At 65.7% G+C, this 21,339-nt stretch carries 23 protein-coding genes and 1 pseudogene; 9 read left to right on the top strand and 15 right to left on the bottom strand.

Going from position 1 to position 21,339, the window contains the following annotated elements; genetic code table 11:
• Window positions 1–207, bottom strand: coding sequence for a zinc-finger domain-containing protein (locus L5876_RS10605; protein ID WP_236956331.1), 207 nt, complete (start codon window positions 205–207; stop codon window positions 1–3).
• 85 nt (window positions 208–292) lie between these two features.
• On the opposite strand from L5876_RS10605, the gene L5876_RS10600 reads away from it, so the two are divergent.
• The 4 genes from L5876_RS10600 (at window position 293) to L5876_RS10585 (ending at window position 2,525) form a co-directional block, all read left to right on the top strand.
• Window positions 293–1,249: an ABC transporter ATP-binding protein gene (locus tag L5876_RS10600; RefSeq protein WP_236956330.1), complete on the top strand. Its 957-nt coding sequence runs from the start codon at window positions 293–295 to the stop codon at window positions 1,247–1,249.
• Between the two features lie 85 nt (window positions 1,250–1,334).
• Window positions 1,335–1,571: a helix-turn-helix transcriptional regulator gene (locus L5876_RS10595; protein ID WP_236956329.1), complete on the top strand. Its 237-nt coding sequence runs from the start codon at window positions 1,335–1,337 to the stop codon at window positions 1,569–1,571.
• A complete protein-coding gene (locus tag L5876_RS10590; RefSeq protein WP_236956328.1) occupies window positions 1,571–2,086 on the top strand; it encodes a hypothetical protein in 516 nt (171 codons plus the stop codon). The genes L5876_RS10595 and L5876_RS10590 overlap by 1 nt, the downstream gene beginning before the upstream one ends.
• A gap of 64 nt (window positions 2,087–2,150) precedes the next feature.
• Window positions 2,151–2,525: a hypothetical protein gene (locus tag L5876_RS10585; RefSeq protein ID WP_236956327.1), complete on the top strand. Its 375-nt coding sequence runs from the start codon at window positions 2,151–2,153 to the stop codon at window positions 2,523–2,525.
• Between the two features lie 323 nt (window positions 2,526–2,848).
• Here L5876_RS10585 and rimM read toward each other — a convergent pair whose 3' ends face one another.
• From rimM to L5876_RS10545, 8 genes and pseudogenes are all read right to left on the bottom strand, one after another.
• Window positions 2,849–3,349, bottom strand: a complete 501-nt coding sequence (gene rimM / locus L5876_RS10580) for a ribosome maturation factor RimM (protein ID WP_236956326.1) — start codon at window positions 3,347–3,349, stop codon at window positions 2,849–2,851.
• Between the two features lie 134 nt (window positions 3,350–3,483).
• Window positions 3,484–3,978, bottom strand: a pseudogene (gene rpsP / locus L5876_RS14875) (30S ribosomal protein S16).
• Between the two features lies 1 nt (window position 3,979).
• Window positions 3,980–4,435 carry a hypothetical protein gene (locus L5876_RS10570; RefSeq protein ID WP_236956325.1) on the bottom strand — a complete coding sequence of 152 codons (456 nt, stop codon included), beginning with the start codon at window positions 4,433–4,435 and terminating at the stop codon, window positions 3,980–3,982.
• Window positions 4,432–5,955 carry a signal recognition particle protein gene (ffh, locus tag L5876_RS10565; RefSeq protein ID WP_236956324.1) on the bottom strand — a complete coding sequence of 508 codons (1,524 nt, stop codon included), beginning with the start codon at window positions 5,953–5,955 and terminating at the stop codon, window positions 4,432–4,434. Before ffh ends, L5876_RS10570 begins: the two co-directional genes overlap by 4 nt.
• A 192-nt stretch (window positions 5,956–6,147) precedes the next feature.
• Complete coding sequence (locus L5876_RS10560) at window positions 6,148–6,801, bottom strand: DUF3299 domain-containing protein (RefSeq protein ID WP_236956323.1); 654 nt, start codon at window positions 6,799–6,801, stop codon at window positions 6,148–6,150.
• Between the two features lie 23 nt (window positions 6,802–6,824).
• Window positions 6,825–8,084 carry an ABC transporter permease gene (locus L5876_RS10555; RefSeq protein WP_236956322.1) on the bottom strand — a complete coding sequence of 420 codons (1,260 nt, stop codon included), beginning with the start codon at window positions 8,082–8,084 and terminating at the stop codon, window positions 6,825–6,827.
• The gene (locus L5876_RS10550; RefSeq protein WP_236956321.1) at window positions 8,081–8,782 is read right to left on the bottom strand and encodes an ABC transporter ATP-binding protein; all 702 of its coding nucleotides are present in this window, start codon (window positions 8,780–8,782) and stop codon (window positions 8,081–8,083) included. Before L5876_RS10550 ends, L5876_RS10555 begins: the two co-directional genes overlap by 4 nt.
• Window positions 8,782–9,273: a DUF2796 domain-containing protein gene (locus L5876_RS10545; protein WP_236956320.1), complete on the bottom strand. Its 492-nt coding sequence runs from the start codon at window positions 9,271–9,273 to the stop codon at window positions 8,782–8,784. The genes L5876_RS10550 and L5876_RS10545 overlap by 1 nt, the downstream gene beginning before the upstream one ends.
• 109 nt (window positions 9,274–9,382) lie before the next feature.
• Between L5876_RS10545 and L5876_RS10540 the strand changes: the two genes are divergently transcribed.
• Window positions 9,383–9,769 carry a MerC domain-containing protein gene (locus L5876_RS10540; protein ID WP_236956319.1) on the top strand — a complete coding sequence of 129 codons (387 nt, stop codon included), beginning with the start codon at window positions 9,383–9,385 and terminating at the stop codon, window positions 9,767–9,769.
• 80 nt (window positions 9,770–9,849) lie between these two features.
• Window positions 9,850–10,854, top strand: coding sequence for a succinylglutamate desuccinylase/aspartoacylase family protein (locus tag L5876_RS10535; RefSeq protein ID WP_236956318.1), 1,005 nt, complete (start codon window positions 9,850–9,852; stop codon window positions 10,852–10,854).
• 158 nt (window positions 10,855–11,012) lie between these two features.
• On the opposite strand, the gene L5876_RS10530 is transcribed toward L5876_RS10535, so the two are convergent.
• Window positions 11,013–11,345: a hypothetical protein gene (locus L5876_RS10530; protein WP_236956317.1), complete on the bottom strand. Its 333-nt coding sequence runs from the start codon at window positions 11,343–11,345 to the stop codon at window positions 11,013–11,015.
• Between the two features lie 133 nt (window positions 11,346–11,478).
• Between L5876_RS10530 and L5876_RS10525 the strand changes: the two genes are divergently transcribed.
• Window positions 11,479–13,704 (top strand): patatin-like phospholipase family protein, encoded by a 2,226-nt coding sequence (locus L5876_RS10525; protein WP_236956316.1) that lies wholly within the window; start codon window positions 11,479–11,481, stop codon window positions 13,702–13,704.
• Window positions 13,705–13,759: 55 nt separating this feature from the next.
• Here L5876_RS10525 and L5876_RS10520 read toward each other — a convergent pair whose 3' ends face one another.
• From L5876_RS10520 to L5876_RS10505, 4 genes are all read right to left on the bottom strand, one after another.
• On the bottom strand, window positions 13,760–15,040 hold the full coding sequence (locus L5876_RS10520; protein ID WP_236956315.1) for a dicarboxylate/amino acid:cation symporter: 1,281 nt from the start codon (window positions 15,038–15,040) through the stop codon (window positions 13,760–13,762).
• Window positions 15,041–15,148: 108 nt separating this feature from the next.
• Window positions 15,149–15,469, bottom strand: coding sequence for a hypothetical protein (locus L5876_RS10515; protein WP_236956314.1), 321 nt, complete (start codon window positions 15,467–15,469; stop codon window positions 15,149–15,151).
• 164 nt (window positions 15,470–15,633) lie between these two features.
• Complete coding sequence (locus L5876_RS10510; RefSeq protein WP_236956313.1) at window positions 15,634–16,158, bottom strand: carboxymuconolactone decarboxylase family protein; 525 nt, start codon at window positions 16,156–16,158, stop codon at window positions 15,634–15,636.
• 156 nt (window positions 16,159–16,314) lie between these two features.
• On the bottom strand, window positions 16,315–16,866 hold the full coding sequence (locus L5876_RS10505) for a peroxiredoxin (protein ID WP_236956312.1): 552 nt from the start codon (window positions 16,864–16,866) through the stop codon (window positions 16,315–16,317).
• A 152-nt stretch (window positions 16,867–17,018) separates the two neighbouring features.
• On the opposite strand from L5876_RS10505, the gene L5876_RS10500 reads away from it, so the two are divergent.
• A complete protein-coding gene (locus L5876_RS10500) occupies window positions 17,019–17,921 on the top strand; it encodes a hydrogen peroxide-inducible genes activator (protein ID WP_236956311.1) in 903 nt (300 codons plus the stop codon).
• Window positions 17,922–18,167: 246 nt separating this feature from the next.
• On the opposite strand, the gene L5876_RS10495 is transcribed toward L5876_RS10500, so the two are convergent.
• Entirely contained in the window at window positions 18,168–20,390 is a 2,223-nt protein-coding gene (locus L5876_RS10495) for a prolyl oligopeptidase family protein (protein ID WP_236956310.1), read from the bottom strand.
• Window positions 20,391–20,475: 85 nt separating this feature from the next.
• On the opposite strand from L5876_RS10495, the gene dapF reads away from it, so the two are divergent.
• On the top strand, window positions 20,476–21,285 hold the full coding sequence (gene dapF, locus L5876_RS10490; protein WP_236956309.1) for a diaminopimelate epimerase: 810 nt from the start codon (window positions 20,476–20,478) through the stop codon (window positions 21,283–21,285).
• The last annotated feature ends 54 nt before the right edge of the window (window positions 21,286–21,339 follow it).

The raw sequence follows: 21,339 nt of genomic DNA, 5'->3' as shown, positions 1-21,339 counted from the left end.
CTACTTCCCGGTATCGGCGGGACCGCCACGCTCGACGAAGCGCCGGTCGCAATAGCCGCATTCGACGAAGCCCTTGTCGTGGTCGATCTCGAGCCAGACTTTCGGATGGCCGAGCGCGCCGCCGCCGCCATCACAGGAGGTGCGGTGACCGTCGATCACGATGGTTTCAGGCGCGGGAATCGCGTTCGCCGTGAATGTGCTCGCCATAGCCCGTCTCCCTGCATGGACTTCATTCGGTGCCGGGCATAGGTATGACGCACGCTTTGACCCGTCAATCGCGAGGCCCCGCCCCATGTCCGAGACCCTGCCCGAATTCGCCCTGGAAGCGGAAGGCCTCAGGAAGACCTATGGCGGATCGAAGAAGCGCCCGCCCAAGGAGGCGCTGAAGGGCGTCGACCTGAAAATCCGCCGCGGCTCGATCTTCGGGCTTCTGGGCCCCAATGGCGCGGGCAAGTCGACCTTCATCAACATCTTCGCCGGGCTGACGAAGAAGACGGCGGGCACGGCCCGCATCTGGGGCCGCGACATCGACACGGACGGGCGCAATGCCCGCGCCGCGATCGGCGTCGTGCCGCAGGAAATCAACATGGATGTCTTCTTCACGCCCTATGAAATGCTGGAGCTGATGGCCGGCTTCTACGGCGTGCCGAAGCGTGAACGCCGGACGATGGATATCCTCCGCGCCGTGGGCCTGGAGGACAAGAAGAACGCCTATGTTCGCCAGCTTTCGGGGGGCATGAAGCGCCGGCTTCTGGTCGCCAAGGCGCTGGTTCACACCCCGCCGGTTCTCGTCCTCGACGAACCGACCGCCGGGGTCGATATCGAGCTGCGCCGCCAGCTCTGGGACTATGTCCGCGAGCTGCACGCGAATGGCACCACGATCGTCCTGACGACGCATTATCTCGAAGAGGCGCAGGAGCTGTGCGACGAGATCGCCATCATCAATGAAGGCCAGGTCGTCGCCTGCGAAACGACCAGCGAACTCCTCAAACGCCTCGACACCAAGACGCTGGTCATCATGCCGGCCGAACCGGTCAGCGAGATTCCCGCCGCGCTGAAGCAATTCGACGCGAAAATCCGCGACACCGGCGAGATCGCAATCAGCTACAAGTTCGGCCAGGTCTCGGTCGCCAAGATCATCGAGGCCTTCCACGCCTCCGGCGGCCGGATCGGCGACCTCCGCACGGAAGAACCCGACCTCGAGGATGTCTTCCTCGCCCTGACCTATCACCGGGGCGACGCGGCGTGAGGGGGGCGGGATTCGCCCTGCAACAATCCCACATTCCTGCGACGAAATGTTGTATATATATAACAATTCGTCGAGGGAGTGAGACATGGTTCACAACCGCCTGCCCGTCCTGAGAGCCGAGCGCGGCCTGTCGCGCAAGGCGCTGGCCGATGCGGTGGGCGTGAACTACCAGACGATCGGCTATCTCGAGCGCGGCGACTTCAACCCCAGTCTCGAACTGGCGCTGAAACTGGCCGGCTTCTTCGATCTGCCGGTCGAGATGATCTTCTCCCTCACCCCCTTCCGGCCTCTGTCCGAGGCCATCAGAGCGGAGCAGGAGTGATGAGCTTCTTTTATCGCGGCCGGTCCGGCCGCGTCGCCGAACGCAGCCCGGCCATGTTGCGCCTGGCCACCACCACCGCGCTGGCAGCCTATCCGGCCGGCGCGCTCCTCATGGTGCTGTCGCCGGAGTCCGGCTCGCCCGCCGCCGTGTGGGGCGATATCGCCGGCCTGGCCCTGATCGTCATTGCGCTGCTCGCGGTCGCCACCTTCGCGGCCTCGCGCCAGCAGCGCATCGCCGGCGAGGAACAGAACAAGCTCGACGAATTCGAACTGGCCTTGCGGCTCAGGGCGCGCGGCTTCGCCTACAATGTCTTCACCGCGCTCGTCCTCATCGGCGTCGTCTATCTCAGCATCGCCTCGGACGTGAACGCCTCGGGCCGCGCCGATCTCTGGGTGCCGCAGGGCTATGACCACTGGAACGGCGTGTTCTGGGGCATATTGCTCTACGCTTTCGTCCTGCCCACCGCCTGGCTCAGCTGGACGCTCCCCGCCCCGCCGCCGGGCGACGAGGCCTGACCGCCGCTTTTTCGCCCCTTATCGCGGCCAGTCTCGAACAGGGCCGAAACAGGGAGGGCCGCACATGCTGGCGATCAGACGCTTCTTTTCCGCGCTTGTGGCGGTCGGCCTCTTTGCCTTCCTGGCCTATGTCTTCACCCTCTTCTTCCAGCCGCAGGGTCAGGGCGGATGGATCACAGCCCTCATCCTCGTCGCGGTGTCGGGCATTGCCAGCCTTTTCGTCTATCGCTGGCTGGCTGTGCCGGGGCGGTCGCGCCGGCGCGAGGACGGCCTGCCGGATGACGGGTCGGGGCTGGGCCTCGGCCTGCTCGGTGCGTCGGCCGCCGACCGCCGCCGCCGCGAGGAAACCGATGGCGACGATTTCGGCTCCGGCCGCCGCGGCCAGCATGACAGCGATGGCGACACGGACGCCGACGACGACCCGTCCGGGCTGCACTGACGTGACAAGCTGGCACCCCACCCTGACCTTCCCCAGAGCGGGGAGGGAACAGGTCTGCGTTCGGATCCAGACCGGGTGCCTGAGTTACTTATAAGGCTTATAAGCAGGATTGCGCGCGCCCGGCCCCGGCCCGGGCCCGGCATGTCTGGCTGTGACATTTGTTTCCTCACCTCTCCTGAGAGGGTCGGGGAGGGGTGCCCCTCACCGTGCCGCGCAACCCTTTCAGGGCCGCCCGTCCTTGCCTCTCCCGAAAGGGCTTTGGCCCGAAACCGAAGGTTCCGGTGGAGTTTTCCGCGGGGCGAAGGCCGGGGAGGGTGAGAGGTCTATTCCTCCGCCTCTTCCACGAGGATGACGCAGCGGCCGGCAGAGAGGTCAATCTCCGGTACGGCGGTTTTCGTGAAGGGGAGGAAGAAGACGCCGTCCGGCCCGTCGATCTCCAGAAGCGTTCCGGCGCCGAAATCGGGCACGGCGACGATCCGCCCCAACGGCTTGCCATTCGTGTCGACCACGGCAAGGCCGATCAGGTCGGCGTGGTAGAATTCGTCTTCTTCGGGTTCGGGCAGGGTCGAGCGCGGGACGTAGAGAAGCGTGCCCTTCATCGCGTCCAGCGCCTCGCGCTGGAAGGTTTCCTCGAAGGTGACGATGAATTCGTTCTTGCCCGGCCGCCAGTGTTTCGGCGTCAGCAATGGCTTGCCCGTCTCGTCCTGCCAGGGGCGGTAGGCGAAACAGCTTTCCGGGTTTTCGGTAAAGCTGAGGACGCGCGCCTCCCCCTTCACGCCGTGGGCGCCTTTCAGGACGGCGATGCAGACGAGGGGGTCGGTCATCTTGCGAGAATTCCCCCCTCCGGTCCTCCGGACCACCTCCCCCGCAGGCGGGGGAGGAAATCCGTCATCGTTTCTTTTCCTCCCCCGTTTACGGGGGAGGGGGACCACGAAGTGGTGGAGGGGGAAGAAAGGCCTTAGCCTTCCTTCTTGTCTTCGTCGGCGGCGGCTTCAGCCGGGGCCTCTTCGTCGGCCGCTTCTTCAGCCGGGGCTTATTAGGCGGCGGCTTCCTCGGCCGGGGCTTCTTCAGCAGCCGGGGCGTTCTTGGCTTCTTCCTCGGCGGCCTTCAGCTCGGCTTCACGCTCGGCGCGCTCGGCGGCGCGTTCCTGGGCCTTCTGGCCCGGCTTGGCCTTGTTCGGGTTGTTGCCGTGTTCCCAATTGAAGGTCTCGCCGTCGAGCTGGGCGAGGAAGCGGGCGACGCGGTCGGTCGGGCGGGCGCCCTTCCTGTACCATTCGCGGGCCTTTTCCACGTCGATCTTCACGCGCTCGGCGTCTTTCGGGAGCATCGGGTTGTAGGTGCCGATCTTCTCGATGAAGCGGCCATCGCGCGGATAGCGGCTGTCGGCCACGACGACGGAGAAGAAGGGACGCTTTTTCGCGCCGCCACGGGCAAGACGGATTTTCAGTGCCATGTCAGTTCAGTCCTTGGGCTTGGGGAGTTTGAGTTGAGAGATACGCAATGCGGTTGGAGTCGCAGGCGTCGGACGCAGTCAGGTCGGGAAGCGGAACTTCCTCGTCCGAGTCGTCGGTCAGCCGAAAAATCAGTTGGGTGTCGAGGTTCAAACGGCCGTAGTCGGCTTCGCCATAACGGCGGCTCGCCAATGAGTCGCGTGAGACGTTGACGAATTGCTGCGTGACGTAGTCCTGCACCGAGTCAGGCAGTTCTCGGGGCGCATCGGTGTTGCAGACGAGGCAGATATTCGTCGTCCGGCCTTCGCCATCGATGTCATAGAGCGCGTTGCAGGATGCCTGGATGCCGTACTGGGCGCCGATGCGCGGGTAGACGACCGGGTCCTGCGAAACAGGCACCGGTTCGCCCGGATCGAATTCCTGAGTTTGCAGAGCAAAAAAGAGAGCAACAGCGATCATTTCTTGCCCCAGCCGATCGGCAGGCCGTCTGGCCCGAGCGGCGGCGTGCCGCCACCGGGCAGGCCAGGAAGCGTGTTGGTCGAGCCCGAACCGGGAAGACCGGGCAGGCCGCCGCCCTGTCCGCCCTTGCCGCCGCCGCGCATGCGCTCGATCAGTTCCGGGTTCGGGCCGCCGCCCGGAGGGGTCAGGCCGCCCATCAGGCCTTTCGGGCCCTTCTTGCCGACCTTCTTCATCATGTCCGCCATCTGGCGGTGCATCTTCAAAAGGCGGTTCACGTCCTGAACCTCGACGCCCGCACCGGCCGCGATGCGGCGCTTGCGCGAGGCCTTGAGGAGGTCGGGCTTGCGGCGCTCCTCGCGGGTCATCGAGGAGATGATCGCGCCCTGGCGCTTGAGCATCTTGTCGTCGAGACCGGCGGCGGCCATCTGGCCCTGCGCCGCCTTGTTCATGCCCGGCAGGAAACCCATGATGCCGGCAAGGCCGCCCATCTTCTGCATCTGGGCAAACTGGTCGGCCATGTCCTCGAGGTCGAACTTGCCCTTCGCCATCTTCCTGGCGAGGCGTTCGGCCTTTTCCTTGTCGACATCTTCCGCCGCGCGCTCGACCAGCGAGACGATGTCGCCGCGCCCGAGGATTCGGCCCGCCATGCGGGAGGCGTCGAACACGTCGAGCCCGTCGACCTTTTCCGACGTACCGACGAATTTCACCGGCAGGCCGGTGACATGGCGCATCGAGAGCGCCGCACCGCCGCGCCCGTCGCCGTCCATCCGCGTCAGGACGAGGCCGGTCAGCGGCAGGCGTTCGTTGAAGCGCCGGGCGGTTTCCACCGCGTCCTGGCCGGTCAGCGCGTCGGCGACCAGCAGGGTCTCGCGCGGGCGGGCGACGTCGGAGATCGCCTTCGCCTCGGCCATCAGCTCCTCGTCGATCGAGGTGCGGCCGGCGGTGTCGAGGATGACGACGTCATAGCCCTGCAGCTTGCCGGCATTCATGGCGCGGCGGGCGATCTCGACCGCGGTCTGGCCCGGCACGATCGGCAGGAAGCCGGCCTCGGCCTGCTGCGCCATCTGCTGCAACTGTTCCATCGCGGCGGGACGGCGCGTGTCGAGCGAGGCGAGAAGAACCTTCTTCTTCCCGGTCTTCTGGATGCGGCGCGCCAGCTTGGCAGCGGTGGTGGTCTTGCCCGAACCCTGCAGACCGGCCATCAGGATGGCGACGGGCGGCTCGCCTTCGAGCGACAGGCCTTCGGGCTCGCCCGGTCCGCCGAGCAGGTCGACCAGCGCGTCGTGGACGATCTTGACGACCTGCTGGCCCGGCGCGACGGCCTTGATCACGTCCTCGCCGATGGCGCGCTCGCGCACCTTCGTCACGAAGTCCTTGACCACCGGCAGGGCGACATCGGCCTCGAGCAGCGCGACGCGGATCTCGCGCAGCGCCGCGTCGACGTCCTTCTCCGACAGGACGCCGCGGCCCGTCAGGCTATCGAAGGCTTTTGAAAGCCGTTCTGTCAGCGTGTCGAACATGCGACCCCGGTCAGTTGCCCATCGCGCAATGGCTATCGCACCCCGGTGGGCGAAAACTTCGCTGACCGGGGGACCTCGCCAGCCTCTTCCGACTGGTCAAGGCAAGCGATAACGCTTGCGCTGTGAGCGGCGGGACATACGCGCGTGAGGCGGGCGAGTCAAGGAAATGCGGTCGGCGCGGCCCGCCCCGTCTCAGAACTCGTAGGGCTCGTGCGAGATCAGGCTGAGCGTGTAGGCCGCATCGCCGAGATCATTGTCATGCGCGTCGCCCGACAGGGTGCCGGTCACCCAGACCGGGGCCCACAATTCCTCGACGACGACTGGCGTATCGGACGTGACATAGACGATCTGGTTGGGCGGCGGCGGCGGAGTGTGAACGCAGGCCCCGAAATAGGGCACGAGCAGAAACTCGGTGATGTCGCCCTCGGGCTGCAGGTCAAGCGGCAGGATGAAACCCGGCATGCGGATCGTCCGGCCGATCAGGCGCTGCTCGACATTGAAGGTGCCGATCTGCGGCATCTGACCGCCGAAATGGTCCATTTCATTCATCGACTGCGCCACGCGGTAGAGCGTTTCGATCCGCTCCATCTCGCCCTCGGGCAGAAGGTGGTCCCAGTTGATCGTGGTGATGCCGTTCTCATCCGGCTCGGGAAAGGCTTCCGGTTCGAGCGGTTCGGCCGCCAACGGAGCGCCGTCGTCGACATTCTGCGCTTCGGCCTCGACCGGAGCTTCGGACGGCCGCGCCGGCCCGGAATTGTCGCCGCCGAGCAAGAGGATGGCGGTCACACCGCCGATCAGGGCCGCGAGGGCCACGGCACCCGCCACGATGAAGATGGGTCTCGGCATGCGAGTCTCCGTTTGGTCGCAAATCAGATCCGGATAGATAGTCCGTCGACGAGGGCATTGCGAAGGGCGCGCCATGCCGGCCACAGTCCGAAGAGTGCCCCCGTCACCGTCAGGCCGCCCAGAACGGCAAGTTCGGTCCAGCCCGGGGCGATCGGCAGGTCGAACCCGTAGCGGCCGGACAGAACAGGTGAAAGCGCTGCAAAGCCGCCGGTCGCGATCACGATGCCGACGAGGGCACCAAGGAAGGCGATCGTCATCGCCTCGAGGATCAGGAGGAAGAAGACGTCGGACGCGCGCGCACCGACCGCGCGCAGCACGGCCATTTCGCGCCGCCGCTCGTTCAGCCCGGCCGACAGGGCAGTGAGGATGCCGCACAGCCCCACAACGATGACGAGGACGGAGACGGCGAAGAAGGCCCGTTCGGCAACGCCGACCACGCGCCAGAGCTGGCTGAGCGCCACGCCCGGCAGAACCGCGCTCAGCGCCTCGCCCTCATAGGTATTGATCTGGCGCTGGAGCGAGAGGACGCGGATCGGCGAGTCGAGTCCGACAAGGACGGCGGTGACCGAGTCCGGCATCAGTTCATGCTCCCCGTCTTCATGACCATGAGACTCCGCACGCGGTGCAGCGCCGGTATTCCAGCCGGCATGGATCGCCTCGATGCTTTCAAGCGAGACCAGAACCGACCGGTCAACGGGGGTGCCGGTCGGCGCGAGGATGCCGACGATCCGGAAGTCGTGATCGGAATGTTCCGCGAAGCTGACCTCGCCAATGCCGTGGGACAGCAAGATCTCGTTGCCGAGCCCATAGCCGAGCTGCCGTGCGACCTCGGCGCCGACGACCGCCTCGCGGCCGTCGCCGAAGGCGCGGCCCTCGCGCATTTCGAGGTCGCGGGCGCGGCCATATTTGTAGTGCTCGAAGAAGCCGGGCGTCGTGCCGACCACACGGTAGCCGCGATGGCTGTCGCCCAGCGAGATCGGCACCGTCCAGGACACGTCCGGCGCAGTGTCGATCAGCTCATAGCTGTCCCAGCTGATATTCGCGGTCGGGTCGCCGAGGTGGAAGACCGAATAGAGCAGGAGGTTGATCGCTCCGCTGCGCGCGCCGACGATCAGGTCGGTTTCCGAAATCGTCGAATTGAAGCTGTCGCGAACGCTGTCGCGGACGCGCTCGACGCCGAGGAAGAGGGCGACGCTGAGCGCGATGGTCGCCACCGTCAGCGTCACCGATACGGCGCGGTTGGCGAGGCTTTTCCAGGCCAGGGACAGGAGCGCCGGTTTCATGCGGTGACCCCGGCCCGGTTGATCTCGCCGAGATCGACCTTGCGGTCGAAATGCGCTGCCAGCGTCTCGTCATGGCTGACGAAAAGCAGGGCCGTACCGCGCGTGCTGCATTCCTGCATCAGGAGCGCGATGAAGCTGTCCCGCGCCGACCGGTCGAGCGCCGAGGTCGGCTCGTCGGCGATGACGAGGCCCGGCCCGCCAATGAGGGCGCGTGCCGCCGCGACGCGCTGCTGCTGGCCGACGCTGAGATCGGTGGCCTTCTTCGTCAGGGACGCCTCGTCGAGGCGAAGCTCGCGCAGGAGGCGGCGCGCCTCGGCCGGGCCGTCCCTGTCCATGGCTTCCAACCGCTGACGGCGCTCGGGAGAGAATTGCAGGGGCAGGAGCACGTTCTCGACCGCGTTGAGGAAGGGGACGAGGTTGAACATCTGGAAAATGACGCCCAGCCGCGAGGCCCGAATGGCGTCGCGCTGCCGGGGCTTGCCTGCGAGCATCGGCTCGCCGAGCACCTCGATCCGCCCCGACTGCACGGGCGTAACGCCGGCGATCAGGCCGAGCAGCGTGCTCTTGCCCGATCCGCTCGGCCCGACCAGGAAAACGCTCTCGCCCGCCGCGACCTCGAAGCGCTCGATGTCGAGCGTGGGTTCGGCGCCGGGCCAGGCATGGCGCAGGGATGTGATCGAAACGGCCGGGGAGGTCATCAGCGCAGTCGGTAATCCGTTTGGCTCGGTGTCCAGACAAAGCTGGTCTGATCGGTGTCGGTTACAAGGACGCCGTCAATCTCTTCGATCCGCGGGAAAAGCGCAAAGATTTCGGTCCCGACGGCGGTAATCCGTTCGGGACGCTCGCATTGGAAGCGGACCGTGATCGTGATGTCGTGATGGCTGTGCGCCCCGGCGTCTCCGCCCCCGCCAGTGCGTGACCCGATCGCCGAACATCCGGCCTGCGGGTTGAAGCGCAGGAGCGCGGCCGGATTGTTTAGGCGTTCATGGGCGGCACGGACGGTTTCCACCTCCGCATCGGTCTGCGGTTCGCGTTCGAAGCCATAGAGCGTGTCGCCGGGGAAGACGAATTCGGCCTCCACCTGTCCGTCGCGCGACACGGCGATCGCAGCGTTTCCGTGCCCGTGGACATGTGCATGCCCGGCCTGGGCCGAGGCGAGGAGCAGGGCGATCAGCGAAACTCCCGGCATGACAAATTCTTTCCCGAAGCCTTGTTTTTTACAAATGATATATCATAACAAATCGCGAAGCGCTGACCATCCCGGCGCGCAGATCGCGGTCCGTTTTCAGGAGACGCCGATGCAGGTTCGTGACGCCATGGGTATCGGCCTTTCCGGCGCATGCGTGGCGCATTGCCTCGCCCTGCCGGTTCTCGTTTCGGTGACGCCCGCGCTTGTGCCGCTCCAGAGCGAATTCGTGCATCTGGGCTTTGCGACGCTGGCGCTCCTTACGCTGGTTTCCGCGGTCCGCCGGTGGCCGGAGGGCCTGCGGGGTCTCGTGATCCAGCTCACCGCCTCGTTCGCGGTGGCCGGGCTTTTCCTCGCCGTGATCGCCGCGCCTTCAGAGGAAGCGGAGACATTGATCACTGTCGTGGCGGCCAGTGCCCTGGCCCTGTCGCACATCGCGGCCTGGTGGTTTGCGCGGCGGCACTCGCACCCGGACGACACACCCCGGACGTGCGCCTGACACATTCCGCGCCAGAGGTTTGATCGCTTCCTGCCCGAGCGCCCTTGACCAAAAGCACGGCGTACAGGCGAAGTCAGCCCATGATTCCTGCTGTCTTTGACCGCCTCGCCGCCCTGCCCGACCTCGATGGCGTTACCGGCCGGACAATCCGGTCGGTCTTTCCGCGTCCCGCCCTGATCAGGCTTGAGGGCCGGCGGCCGAATCCGGTCTTCATCGCCGTGATGCAGCATGGCGACGAGACGGTGGGGCTCGATGTGCTGAAGCGGCTGCAGGCCTGGATGGCCACCCATCCCCTGCCGCGTTCACTGTGGGTCTTCGTCGGCAATGTCGAAGCGGCGGAGGCCGGCAAGCGCCGCCTGTCGCCCGAGACCGACTTCAACCGGTTGTGGGCCGGCGGCACCACGCCGCTGCACGCCATGGCGGGCGGGATCAAGGCGGAACTGGCCGCTGCCAAACCGTTCGCCGCGATCGATTTTCATAACAATACCGGGGCCAACCCGCACTACTCGCTGGTGCATGGCCTCGGCCCCGAGGACCGGCATCTCGCGAGCCTGTTCTCGCCCAACGCCATATTGACGCTGACCCCGCCGGCGATGATGTCGCTGGCAATGCGGAAGCTCTGCCCCTCCGTGACGGCGGAATGCGGACAGGCGAAGGATCCGCAGGGCGGCGAGGCCGGATTCGACTTCCTGATGGCGGTTCTCCATCTCGATCGCTGGCATTCTGAAGAGGACCGCGAATTGCGGCTCTACGAGATCACCGGCCGGGTCGAGGTGAACCCGGAGGCGTCGATCGGCTTCGAGGCCGGGACGGACGCCGATCTCGAACTCCCCGCCAGTCTGGAGAAGTGGAATTTCTTCGAACGGCCGGCGAACAGCGTTTTCGCGCGCCTGCCGCTTGGGCATTGCCCGCTGTCGGTCATCGACGAGGCGGGAAAGGATCTGACCGCCCGCTTCCTGTCTGTCGAGGGCGACCGGGTGGTTCTGAAGCGCGATGTGACGCCGGTGATGCTGACGACATCCGTCGCGGCAATCCGCGACGATTGCCTGTGCTATTTCATGGAACCCCCGGAGGCGCGGAGCTGACGCCGCCGCGCATTGTCCCACGCGACCAGTGCGCCGGCGAAGACCGCAAAGACGGCCGCTCCCGGACCGAGAAACAGCCAGAGCCCGGCTCCGGCCATCACGGCCGTGAGCGCGAAGTCGCGCAGCACCTTCATTGATTCAGTTTAGGGACCCCGGCATCAACGTGTAGCGGTATTGACCCCGCGCGTGTCCCGCAGGGCGCGGACGATGCGCGGCAGGTGGATGGCGAACCAGATCCCGGTCCAGACATTGCCGAGCACGGGCAGGGGCAGGATCCAGAGAATGGCGACCCATTTCCGCGCATGGCTGAACCAGATGATCAGGGCAGACAGGAGGAAGCCGATATAGAGGTCGGCCAGTGTCACCACGCCCCAAGGGTCGGACATCAGCACGGCGCCAAAACTCATGAAGTCACCCGCACCGGCCGCCCAGACAATCAGGGCGGCCAGAACGAGCGCGGCCACGAAGGGGAGGAGTTGGAGAATTTTCATGGCCACGATCCCTGAACAGCGCTAACACCCGATACGTTCCCCTGACCGCTGCGGATCAATTCCGCACGGACCCAAATTGGAAACCCGGCCGCGAACGCGGCTATGCTTGCCTTTGACGGGGAGGGGGAAGCGCATGTTCCGGCACATGATTCTGGCGGCGGCCATCGGCAGCCTGATAACCGCGCCCGCGGTGGCGCAGGGCTGCGACCATGACGACGCGGACGGGCGGCTGGATGTCGGTCTGGTCCTGTCCGGCGGCGGGGCGCTCGCCTCGACCCATATCGGCGTGCTGGCCGTGCTCGAGGAAGAAGGCGTGCCGGTGCATTGCATCGTCGGCACGTCGATGGGTTCGGTCGTCGGCGGGCTTTATGCCTCGGGCTGGTCGCCGGACGACATGCGCGCCGAATTCGAAGCCGCGGATTGGCCGCGCCTGATCCAGAACACGTTGAACCGGGACGAACTGCCCTTCCGCGAAAAGAACGACCAGGACGAGTATTTCTCCGACTATGTCGCGGGCTGGGGTGACGAGGGCCTGATCCTGCCGTCCAGCGTGACCACGCTGCGCGGCCTGCAAGGCTTCTACCGCCGCATGCTCGACCGGGCGCCGCCGGAATTCGATTTCGACAATCTGCCCGTCCCCTTCCGGGCCGTGGCGACCGATCTCGGCACAGGCCGGGCCGTGGTGCTCGACCACGGCGATATCGTCGAGGCGATGCTGGCCTCGATGAGCGTGCCGGGCCTGTTCGACCCGCGCCAGATTGACGGGCGGTTGCTGGTCGATGGCGGATTGTCGAAGCAGTTGCCGGTCGACGTCGCCCGGGCCATGGGCGCGGATGTGATCATCGTCGTCGACACGACGGTCGAACCCTCCGATCCGCCGCTCAACCCGTCCGTGGTGCAGGTCGCCCAGCAGATCGTGCAGGTCCAGGTGTGGACCAACCGGACCGAGCAGGCCGAGCTCCTCGGTCCCGGCGACATCCTCATTCGCCCGGACCTGTCCATGTTGTCGACGGCGAGTTTCGAACGCGCCGGGGAAGGTTTCGAGTCCGGCGTGAACGCCTCTTCCCCGTTCCGCGCCCGCATGCGCGAGATCGCGGCCCAGGCATCACCGCCGCTGGTCAATCCCGATGCGATCGCCGCACGCGGCAATGGCGAGAGCCGGCGCGTCACCCGGGTCGAGATCGTCAACAATACGCGCGTGTCCGACGCCGTGATCGCGCAGCGTTTCGGCATCGAGGCGGGTGACGACGTGACCCGCGACGATATCGAGAACGGCATCACCGAAGTCGCCGGCATGGCGGCCTTCGGCACGATCGATGCCGGCTTCCAGGAGGACGGAACGCTGACGCTCCGCACGCAGGAACGTCCGCTGGGCGACAACCTCTTCCAGGCCGGTCTGACCGTCTCGAACACGTTCGACCGGGATTCCCGTTATGTGCTGCGCGGGCGTTATGTGCGCCGGCCGCTCAACGCATCGGGGGGCGAGTTCGCGGTGTCGCTGGCGCTGGGGTCGGAATACGGATTCGCGCTGGAATGGATGCAGCCCTTCGGACGCGAGGGCCGCTACTTCACCGATCTGGAACTGGGCTTCGAGGGGTATCCGCTTCCGCTCGATTTCGACGGCCAGCGGATCGACGAATACTGGCTGGAAAACGCCTATGTCGAGGTCCAGGCCGGCCGGGATTTCGGCCGTTGGGGCCAGGTCTCCCTCGTCGGAGAGTACCGTTATGGCGAGTATCACTCGGATATTCTAGGTGAGCCGGACGAGTTCGGCGATGTTCGGCTCGACATCGCGCGCTACGGGGCCCGGTTCGAGATCGACACGCTGAACCACCCGGACTTCCCGACGTCCGGCCGGTCGTTGATGGCGGAGTATCTCTGGGTTCAGGATTTCGACGCCGATCCGGGGATTGATGCCAGCACCAACCGCTATCTCTTGACCGGCGCGCAAGCCTTCGGTTTCGGGTCCTGGGGCGGGGTGGTCCGCGCCGAGCGCGGTTCGAGCACCGATACCGGCAATGTGCTGCAATCGCTCTTCTTCCTCGGCGGCTTCCGCAATCTCTCGGCCTATTCGGAGCGCGCCCTGCCGAACAATGACTACCGCTACGCCTCGGTCGAGGCCTATCGCCGCCTGACCGCTTCCGACGCGGTGGGTTCCATCCCGATCTATGTCGGCGGGCTGGTCGAATATGCCGAGTTCACCTTCGATCTCGACGGGCTGATCTGGATGCCTGACCCGGCCTTCTCGGTCACGGGCTATGCCGCGGTGAACACGCTGCTCGGACCGGCCTATCTCGGCCTGTCGGCCGGCGACCGGGGCAACAAGTCCGTCTTTCTCTATGTCGGGCGGAACTTCTGATCAGCGAGGTGAATGCGGGTCCGGGCATTGCCGGACCCGTGCCGAGACTTTGGCATCACACCGTGGCCGGGGCGCGGAAGGTCTCCTCGTCGAGTTCGCCTTCCCATTTCGCGACGGTCACGGCGACGGCCGCGTCGCCGGTAACGTTCACCACGGTGCGGGCCATGTCCATCACCCGGTCGACCGGCAGGATGAAGCCGACGATCAGCGCTGTGTGCTCCGGTGTCACGCCGAACGTGTCGAGCACGATCGCGAGAAGGAAGAGCGAGGCGGATGGAATGCCCGCCGCACCGATCGACACGATGGCCGCGGTCAGCGCGATCAGCAGATAATTCAGGGCCGTCAGCTCATAGCCGAAGGCCTGGGCGGTGAAGAGCGCGAGAATGCCGAGATAGAGCGCCGTGCCGTCCATGTTGATCGTCGCGCCAAGCGGCAGGACCGACCCGGAAACGGACCGCTTCACGCCGAGATTCTCGGTCACGTTCGTGATGGTGACGGGCAGAGTCGCCGAGCTCGACGAGGTCGAGAAGGCCACGGCCTGCGCATCGGTGATGCCGCGGAAGAAGCGGACGAGCGGCAGGCCCAGGACGAGGCGGATCAGGCCGCCATAGATCAGGATCATGTGGGTCAGCAGTCCGAGATAGACCGCCAGTATCAGCCAGCCGATCGAGGCGAAGGCCTGCAGCCCGTAGGCTGCCGTTGTATAGGCGATCAGCGCGAAGACGCCGAAGGGCGCGACCTCCATGACGATGTGGGTGACCTTCAGAACGACGTCAGAGGCGCTGTCGAAGAATTTTCCGAGCATTTCGCCCTTTTCGCGCGCCATCAGTATGCCGACGCCCAGGAGAATGGCGAAGAAGATGATCGCGAGCACGTCCGCATCGGCGAGCGCGGCTACGGGATTGTCCGGCACGATGCCCATGAGACGTTCGACGATGGACGGCGCTTCGGTGCTGGTCGGCACGGCGTCGGCGGCGCTGACGGTTTCGAACGCGCCCTCGCCGGGGCGCATGATCGTGCCGAAGAAGAGGCCGATCAGGTTCGCGAAGAAGGTGGTCACAAGGTAGAGAATGATCGTCTTGGCGCCGAGCGAGCCCAGCCGTGCCGGCTCGCGCATCGCCACCACGCCGGCGACCAGCGTCGTGAAGATCAGCGGTACGACCATCATGCGGATCAGGCGGATGAAGAGGTCACCGACCGGCTGTGCATAGGCCTCCAGCCATGCGGCCGCCGCTTCCTGGCCCATCATCTGGGTCATCAGAAGCCCGAAGGCGATGCCGAGGACGAGGGCACCGAGGACACGCTTCCACAGCGTGACGCCAAACCACCATTTCATGGAAATCGCCCTCCCCCGGCGACGCAAGATTTCACCGTCACACTAAGGACGGTGCGCGAGGCGTCAATCAGAGGAGGAAGTCGCCCCGGTCAGGGACGGACAGGCCGGTCAGGCAGAGCGGCGGCCCTTGCCGGTCGCGAGCTTGATCGCGAGGACGCGCAGCGCCAGCCCGGTCCAGACCACGCCGACGAGGAGGAGAAGAACGGCAATGCCGCCCACCGCCTCGAGCCGGCCCAGGACGAGCGACGCGATCACGAGGACCACGGCACCCATCAGGCTGGTCAGGACGCGCGTCCAGCTGAAGTCCGGATAGTGCTCGGCATCCCAACGCGTGTTCGAGGAGAAGAAACGCCGCGAATCCGCCGCCACCCCGGTGTCGTGACCGTGGCGGTTGGGCAGGTGGGCTGCGTTATGGGCGTTGTTGAGCATTCTCATAATTAGTGACTATACGGACGTTTTACAAAAATGTCAAAGTTCTGTCGCACACGATTTTTGTCGCGGTGAAACAGAGCGTTACCGCAAAATAAATGGGGCCCCGCAGGGCCCCATACACAAGATGTTGTGGTGATAAACGGCGTTCAGCCGCAGGCGTTTCAGGCGGCTTCGGCGCGTTTCACGGCCGCGACGGCGTTCACGACGCTGGCAATCCGCACCACGGCCTGGACCTGTTCTGCGGTCACACCGTGCTTGCGGACTTCATGTTCGTGGCTCTTGATGCACATGCCGCAGCCATTGATGGCGGAGACGGCAAGCGACCACAGCTCGAAATCGGCCTTGTCGACGCCCGGATTGGCGAGCGCATTCATGCGCAACTTGGCCGGCAATTGCTTGTAGTCCGCCGACTTCACCAGGTGCAGGAAGCGGTAATAGACATTGTTCATGCCCATGATGGCGGAGGCGGATTTCGCGGCGGTCTGGGCCTCGGGCGAGAGCTTCGCCTCGGCCTCGGCGGTGAGCGCCTTCAGCGTTTCCGCTTCGCCGACCGCGTGGGCGGCCGCGAGGAAGGTGCCCCATTTCTTCTGATCGTCGAGCACGGTCTCCCGGGCGAGGCTCGACAGGTTCAGCTTCATGTCCTTCGCGTAGTCGGGAAGGCTGTCCTTCAGGGTTTCAAGGCTCATGGCGCACTCCATCATCTCCGCGCGGCGGGCGCGCGGACGGAAGGGTTTCGAAATTCGGGAGAAGAGTCGCACCGGAGCGGGCCGGCGTGCTTGGAGGGCAAGTCAGGACGGGGGATCCCGCCAGCGCCACTCCGGTGCGATCGTGTCAGACGGCGCTTAGGCCGCCAGCGTTTCGCCGCCAACCTGACGGTTGCACGGGCACAGTTCGTCGGTCTGCAGCGCATCGAGGACGCGCAGCGTGTCTTCCGGATTCCGGCCGACATTGAGGTTCGTCACATAGACGTGCTGGATCGTGCCTTCCGGGTCGACGATGAAGGTCGCGCGCAGCGGCACGCCTTCGTCGGAACGGATGCCCAGCGCGTCGATCAGCGAACCGGTCGTGTCGGCGAAGTTCCAGATCGGCAGGCGGTCGAGATCGGGATGGTCGCGGCGCCAGGCCAGCTTGCAGAATTCGTTGTCGGCCGAACCGCCGAGCACGACGGCGTCACGGTCTTCGAATTCGCCCGCGAGGTCGGCAAAGGCCTTGATCTCGGTCGGGCAGACGAAGGTGAAATCCTTCGGGTAGAAGAAGATGACCTTCCACTTGCCCTCGAACGAGGCTTCGGTGATCGGCTCGAACGCCGACTCGCCGTTTTCCTCGTGGTGGTTGAATTTCGGCTTCACGCCGGTGATTTCAAATGCAGGAAGCTTCTCGCCAACGCCCAGCATGGGTTTCTCCTCTTGATTTCGCAGCGAAACGCGGCGCGCCGGACTTCGGGGGGAGGCACCGGCGGCCGCGTTGTCGGAGCCTGATATGTTCGCATTCGCAGCATTTATCCAATGAATTGTTTTTTCCTCTGGTATAGCTACATTCGATAGCCATGAGCGCCACCCTCCCGACCCTCCGCCAGTTGTCCTTCCTGCTGGCCCTTGCCGAGCACGGCAGCTTCTCTCGCGCCGCCGAGGCCAGCTTCGTGACACAGCCGACCCTGTCGGCCGCGATCAAGGAACTGGAAGGCATTCTGGGTGTCATCCTGGTCGAGCGCGGGGCGCGCGGCGCAACGCTGACGCCGGCCGGCGAAGTGGCGGCGGAACGCGCCCGCAAGGCGCTGACCGAGGCGGAAGACCTGGTGCAGGCTGTCCGCGCGGCGGGCGAGCCGCTGACCGGCGCCTTCCGGCTCGGCGTGATCCCGACCATCGCGCCCTTTCTGCTGCCGCAAGTCGTTCCCGCGCTGCGGAAGCGCTTCCCGAAGCTTGAGCTTTTTTTGCGCGAGGACCTGACCGGCCGGCTCTACGAGGCGCTGAAGGAGCGCCGGCTCGACGCCGCGCTGATCGCTCTGCCTTACGAGGGCGGCGCGATCGAGACGGTCTCGGTAGGCCCCGACGAGTTCTTCTTCGCCGCGCCGCACGACCACAAGCTGGCGCAGCAGAAGACCGTCACCCTGTCGGACGTGGCGGGGGAGAAGCTTCTTCTCCTCGAGGACGGGCATTGCCTGCGCGATCACGCCGTCAGCGTCTGCGCGGATTCCTCGGTGCGGAATGATTTCGCCGCGACGAGCCTCCACACGCTGGCGCAGATGGTGCGCTCCGGGCTCGGCGTGACGCTCCTGCCCAGCCTCGCGGTCGAAGGCGGGCTGACCGAGGGGCTCGACCTGACCGTCACGCCCTTCGATCCGCCGATCATCGGGCGCGAGATCGGGGTCGCCTGGCGCAAGGGCTCGGCGCGCGAGGCCGAGGCCCGCATGATCGCCGAAGCGATCCGGGATTTGCTGAAGGGCGGTTGATCGTCCTGCCAGCCGACGTTCGTACACTTCCCTTCTCCCCTTTTTGAAGGGGAGAAGGTGCCCGAAGGGCGGATGAGGGGTTCTGCTCCGAAATAGAAGTCGGTGTTCACCCCCTCACCCCTGACCCCTCTCCCCCAAATGGGGGCGAGGGGAAACTTGCCCGGCGATCCTCGACGAGCAGATACAGATCGAAAACGGGCGCCGGATGACTCCGGCGCCCGCTTCGTTTCAGCCGTGAGGCGGGAATTACTCCGCCGAGCCTTCCGGCGCGTCCTCGTCCATCAGCTTCTGCGTCAGGAAGACGTAGAGCATGGCGTCACGCCGGGCGAGTTCGGGCAGGTTCGCCGCCGCCGAGTGACCGCCTTCCATGTTCTCGTAATAAAGATAGGGGTGGCCGGTCTCCGACAGGAGGTGGGCGAATTTCCGCGCATGGCCGGGGTGGACCCGGTCGTCCGCGGTGGAGGTGAAGAGGTAGATCTCCGGATAATCGCCGTTCGCATCGACATTGTGATAGGGCGAGATCGACTGCAGGAAGGCACCCTCGTCCGGGTTGGACGGCGAGCCGTATTCCCCGACCCAGCTGGCCCCGGCCAGAAGCCGGTCGAAGCGCAGCATGTCGAGCAGCGGCACGGCGGAAACGACCGCATTCCAGAGATCCGGACGCTGCGTGTACATCACGCCGGTCAGCAGGCCGCCATTCGACCCGCCATAGACGCCGAGATGGCGCGGGCTGGTCAGGCCGGTGTCGATCATGTCCTCGGCCACGGCGATCAGGTCGTCATAGATGCGCTGACGGTTCATCGTCAGGCCGGCCTGGTGCCAGGCCGGGCCGAACTCGCCGCCACCGCGGATGTTGGCGACGACATAGGCGCCGCCATTGTCGAGCCAGAGACGGCCGCGCACGCCGGAATAGCTCGGCGTGATCGAGACCTGGAAGCCGCCATAGGCGTAGAGCAGGGTCGGCGTCGTGCCGTCCATCACCGTGTCTTCGCGGCGCACGACGAAATAGGGGATCATCGTACCGTCCGGCGATTGCGCCTCGCGCTGTTCGACGACGAGGCCCTCGGTGTCGAAGCGCTGCGGCGTCGACTTCAGAGGCGAGGTCGTGCGTTCGGCGATATTCACCCGGTAGAGCGAATCCGGCGTCAGGAAGCCTTCGGCATTGAGGAAGGCGACGTCGTGATCCGGGCTGGTCCCGGTCAGGCCCAGCGTCATGTTCTCCGGCGTGTCGATCTCTTCGCGGGTCCAGCCATCCCCGCCATGGGTGAAGGCCGAGAGGCCGCCCACGACATTGGCGTCGATCTGCACCAGCAGGGCCGAGGCCGTGGCCCCTACACCGCCGATGGATTCCCGCTCGCCCGCGACGAAGACGGTTTCGACGGCGATGTCGCCGCTGTCGAGCCAGTCCTGATAGTTGAAGGACAGGAGTGCGCCTTGCGGGAAGGTCTCGTCAGAGCCCTCCGGCGACCACTCTTCTTCGATCGTGAAGACGAGCTGGCCGTCATAGATCGATTGCAGCGAGGACTTCGACGGCAGCGGCAGCTGGACCGGGTCGCGGCCTTCCGGCAGCGCCCACCAGGTGGTGTCGTAGAAGGTGTTGGCTTCGGACGCCATCATGTGGACTTCGCCGTCCGTGCCTTCATTGCGGAAGGCCCAGACGCCGACATCGGTCGTATCGCCGCGCAGCACTTCGACGGCGTCTTCCAGCGGCGTGCCGCGTTCCCAGCGGCGCACGATGTAGGGATAGCCGGATTCGGTCGAGGTTTCCGGGCTGGTCGCCAGCATCACCAGAAGCGTGTCCCGGTCGACCCAGGCAACGCCGCCCTTGGCTTCGGGCGTGACGAAGCCGTCTTCCACGAAGCTGCGGGTCTCCATGTCGAATTCCCGGCGATGGGCAGCGTCACGGCCGCCATCGGACAGGGTGATCATGCAGCGGACATTGTCCGGCGACAGGCAGTCGGCGCCGCGCCACACCCAGTTGACGCCCTCTTCCTCGGACAGGGCGTCGAGGTCGAGAATGACCTCCCATTCCGGGCTGTCGGTCTCGTAGCTTTCCAGCGTCGTGCGGCGCCACAGGCCGTGCGTGTTGTTGGCGTCCTGCCAGAAATTGTAGATGTAGCCGTCGCGGTAGGAACCGTAGGGAATACGGTCCTCGCTCTGATAGATTTCCAACGCCTGCTGGTAGAATTCCTCGAAGCGCGGGTCGTCGCGAAGCCGGGCGAAGGTGCGCTCGTTCTGGCCGCTCGCCCATTCCAGGGCGCGCTCGCCTTCAACCTCTTCCAGCCAGACACGCGGATCGTTCTGCGGGTCGATGGCGACGATGTCGCGTTCGGCGGTTTCGGTTTCGGTCGTACCGGTCTCAGCCTCGGTCATTTCGGTGTTTTCGGCCTCGTCGGCGGTTTCGGTGGACGGGTTGCAGGCGGCCAGCAGGGCGGCGGCGGCAACCGACATCGCGATACGCAGTCTCATGACAGACTCCCCAAATAAAACGTCGCGCAGAGACATAGCGTGAACGGCGTTTGACGCAAAGCCGCGCCGGGATTACCGCTGCGTCATGAACGGGCTTCTGATGAACGGGGCGGGCAACGCCTTTCTGCTCGCCGACATACGCGATGGCGGCGCAGAAGCCTTCACGCCCGAGCGCACGCAGGCGCTCGCCCGCGAACACCGTCTCGACCAGATCCTGCTGATTGCCGGCAGTGCAGAATTCCCCGTCATGCGCGTCCTGAACGCCGATGGCGGCGAGGTCGGCGCGTGCGGAAACGGGGCGCGCTGCGTCGGCTGGTATCTGATGCAGGCGGATGGATCTGACCGCGTGACGATGGGCTCGCTCGGCGGACCGCTGGTCGCCGAAGCGGCTGGCGCGATGCGTGTGCGGGTCGATCTCGGCCCGGCCCGGACCGGCTGGCAGGACATCCCGCTGGCGCGCGAAATGGATACGATCACGCTGGAGCTGGCGGTCGAGGCCCCAGGCCTGTCACTGGCCGGACCCGGCGCGGTGTCGATGGGCAATCCCCATTGCGTCTTCTTCGTCGACGACGCCGAAGCGATCCCCGCCGAAGAGATCGGGCCGGTTCTCGAACACGACACGCTCTTCCCGGAGCGGGCCAATATCGGCTTCGCACAGGTGATCGCGCCGGACCGGATCCGCCTCAAGGTCTGGGAACGCGGCGCCGGGCTGACAAAAGCCTGCGGCACGGGCGCGGCTGCGGCGGTCGTGGCCGGGGCCCGCAAGGGGCTGACCGGACGCGCCGTCACCGTCATCGCCGATGGCGGCGAATTGCAGGTCGAATGGCGCGCCGACAACCATGTCACGCTGGAAGGGCCGGTCGCCATCGATGGCGAAATCGCAATCCCGGTCTGAGCCCGGTTTCTTGCGTCTCCCGGTCAACAGGCGTAAATCGCCCGCCCTGACGGA

It is taken from the genome of Hyphobacterium sp. SN044, assembly GCF_021864465.1.
Lineage (GTDB): Bacteria > Pseudomonadota > Alphaproteobacteria > Caulobacterales > Maricaulaceae > Hyphobacterium.
This window is presented reverse-complemented; position numbering and strand designations above follow the sequence as displayed.

Excerpts from the sequence above, each read along its gene's own strand:
- L5876_RS10560 (WP_236956323.1), bottom strand. The coding sequence starts at position 6,801 with ATGCCGAGACCCATCTTCATCGTGGCGGGTGCCGTGGCCCTCGCGGCC.
- L5876_RS10510 (WP_236956313.1), bottom strand. The coding sequence starts at position 16,158 with ATGAGCCTTGAAACCCTGAAGGACAGCCTTCCCGACTACGCGAAGGAC.
- L5876_RS10590 (WP_236956328.1), top strand. The coding sequence starts at position 1,571 with ATGAGCTTCTTTTATCGCGGCCGGTCCGGCCGCGTCGCCGAACGCAGC.
- L5876_RS10605 (WP_236956331.1), bottom strand. The coding sequence starts at position 207 with ATGGCGAGCACATTCACGGCGAACGCGATTCCCGCGCCTGAAACCATC.
- L5876_RS10520 (WP_236956315.1), bottom strand. The coding sequence starts at position 15,040 with ATGAAATGGTGGTTTGGCGTCACGCTGTGGAAGCGTGTCCTCGGTGCC.
- L5876_RS10495 (WP_236956310.1), bottom strand. The coding sequence starts at position 20,390 with ATGAGACTGCGTATCGCGATGTCGGTTGCCGCCGCCGCCCTGCTGGCC.
- L5876_RS10555 (WP_236956322.1), bottom strand. The coding sequence starts at position 8,084 with ATGAAACCGGCGCTCCTGTCCCTGGCCTGGAAAAGCCTCGCCAACCGC.
- L5876_RS10545 (WP_236956320.1), bottom strand. The coding sequence starts at position 9,273 with ATGCCGGGAGTTTCGCTGATCGCCCTGCTCCTCGCCTCGGCCCAGGCC.
- L5876_RS10585 (WP_236956327.1), top strand. The coding sequence starts at position 2,151 with ATGCTGGCGATCAGACGCTTCTTTTCCGCGCTTGTGGCGGTCGGCCTC.
- L5876_RS10600 (WP_236956330.1), top strand. The coding sequence starts at position 293 with ATGTCCGAGACCCTGCCCGAATTCGCCCTGGAAGCGGAAGGCCTCAGG.
- L5876_RS10540 (WP_236956319.1), top strand. The coding sequence starts at position 9,383 with ATGCAGGTTCGTGACGCCATGGGTATCGGCCTTTCCGGCGCATGCGTG.
- L5876_RS10500 (WP_236956311.1), top strand. The coding sequence starts at position 17,019 with ATGAGCGCCACCCTCCCGACCCTCCGCCAGTTGTCCTTCCTGCTGGCC.
- L5876_RS10570 (WP_236956325.1), bottom strand. The coding sequence starts at position 4,435 with ATGATCGCTGTTGCTCTCTTTTTTGCTCTGCAAACTCAGGAATTCGAT.
- L5876_RS10550 (WP_236956321.1), bottom strand. The coding sequence starts at position 8,782 with ATGACCTCCCCGGCCGTTTCGATCACATCCCTGCGCCATGCCTGGCCC.
- L5876_RS10515 (WP_236956314.1), bottom strand. The coding sequence starts at position 15,469 with ATGCTCAACAACGCCCATAACGCAGCCCACCTGCCCAACCGCCACGGT.
- L5876_RS10525 (WP_236956316.1), top strand. The coding sequence starts at position 11,479 with ATGTTCCGGCACATGATTCTGGCGGCGGCCATCGGCAGCCTGATAACC.
- L5876_RS10505 (WP_236956312.1), bottom strand. The coding sequence starts at position 16,866 with ATGCTGGGCGTTGGCGAGAAGCTTCCTGCATTTGAAATCACCGGCGTG.
- L5876_RS10530 (WP_236956317.1), bottom strand. The coding sequence starts at position 11,345 with ATGAAAATTCTCCAACTCCTCCCCTTCGTGGCCGCGCTCGTTCTGGCC.
- rimM (WP_236956326.1), bottom strand. The coding sequence starts at position 3,349 with ATGACCGACCCCCTCGTCTGCATCGCCGTCCTGAAAGGCGCCCACGGC.
- L5876_RS10535 (WP_236956318.1), top strand. The coding sequence starts at position 9,850 with ATGATTCCTGCTGTCTTTGACCGCCTCGCCGCCCTGCCCGACCTCGAT.
- L5876_RS10595 (WP_236956329.1), top strand. The coding sequence starts at position 1,335 with ATGGTTCACAACCGCCTGCCCGTCCTGAGAGCCGAGCGCGGCCTGTCG.
- ffh (WP_236956324.1), bottom strand. The coding sequence starts at position 5,955 with ATGTTCGACACGCTGACAGAACGGCTTTCAAAAGCCTTCGATAGCCTG.
- dapF (WP_236956309.1), top strand. The coding sequence starts at position 20,476 with ATGAACGGGCTTCTGATGAACGGGGCGGGCAACGCCTTTCTGCTCGCC.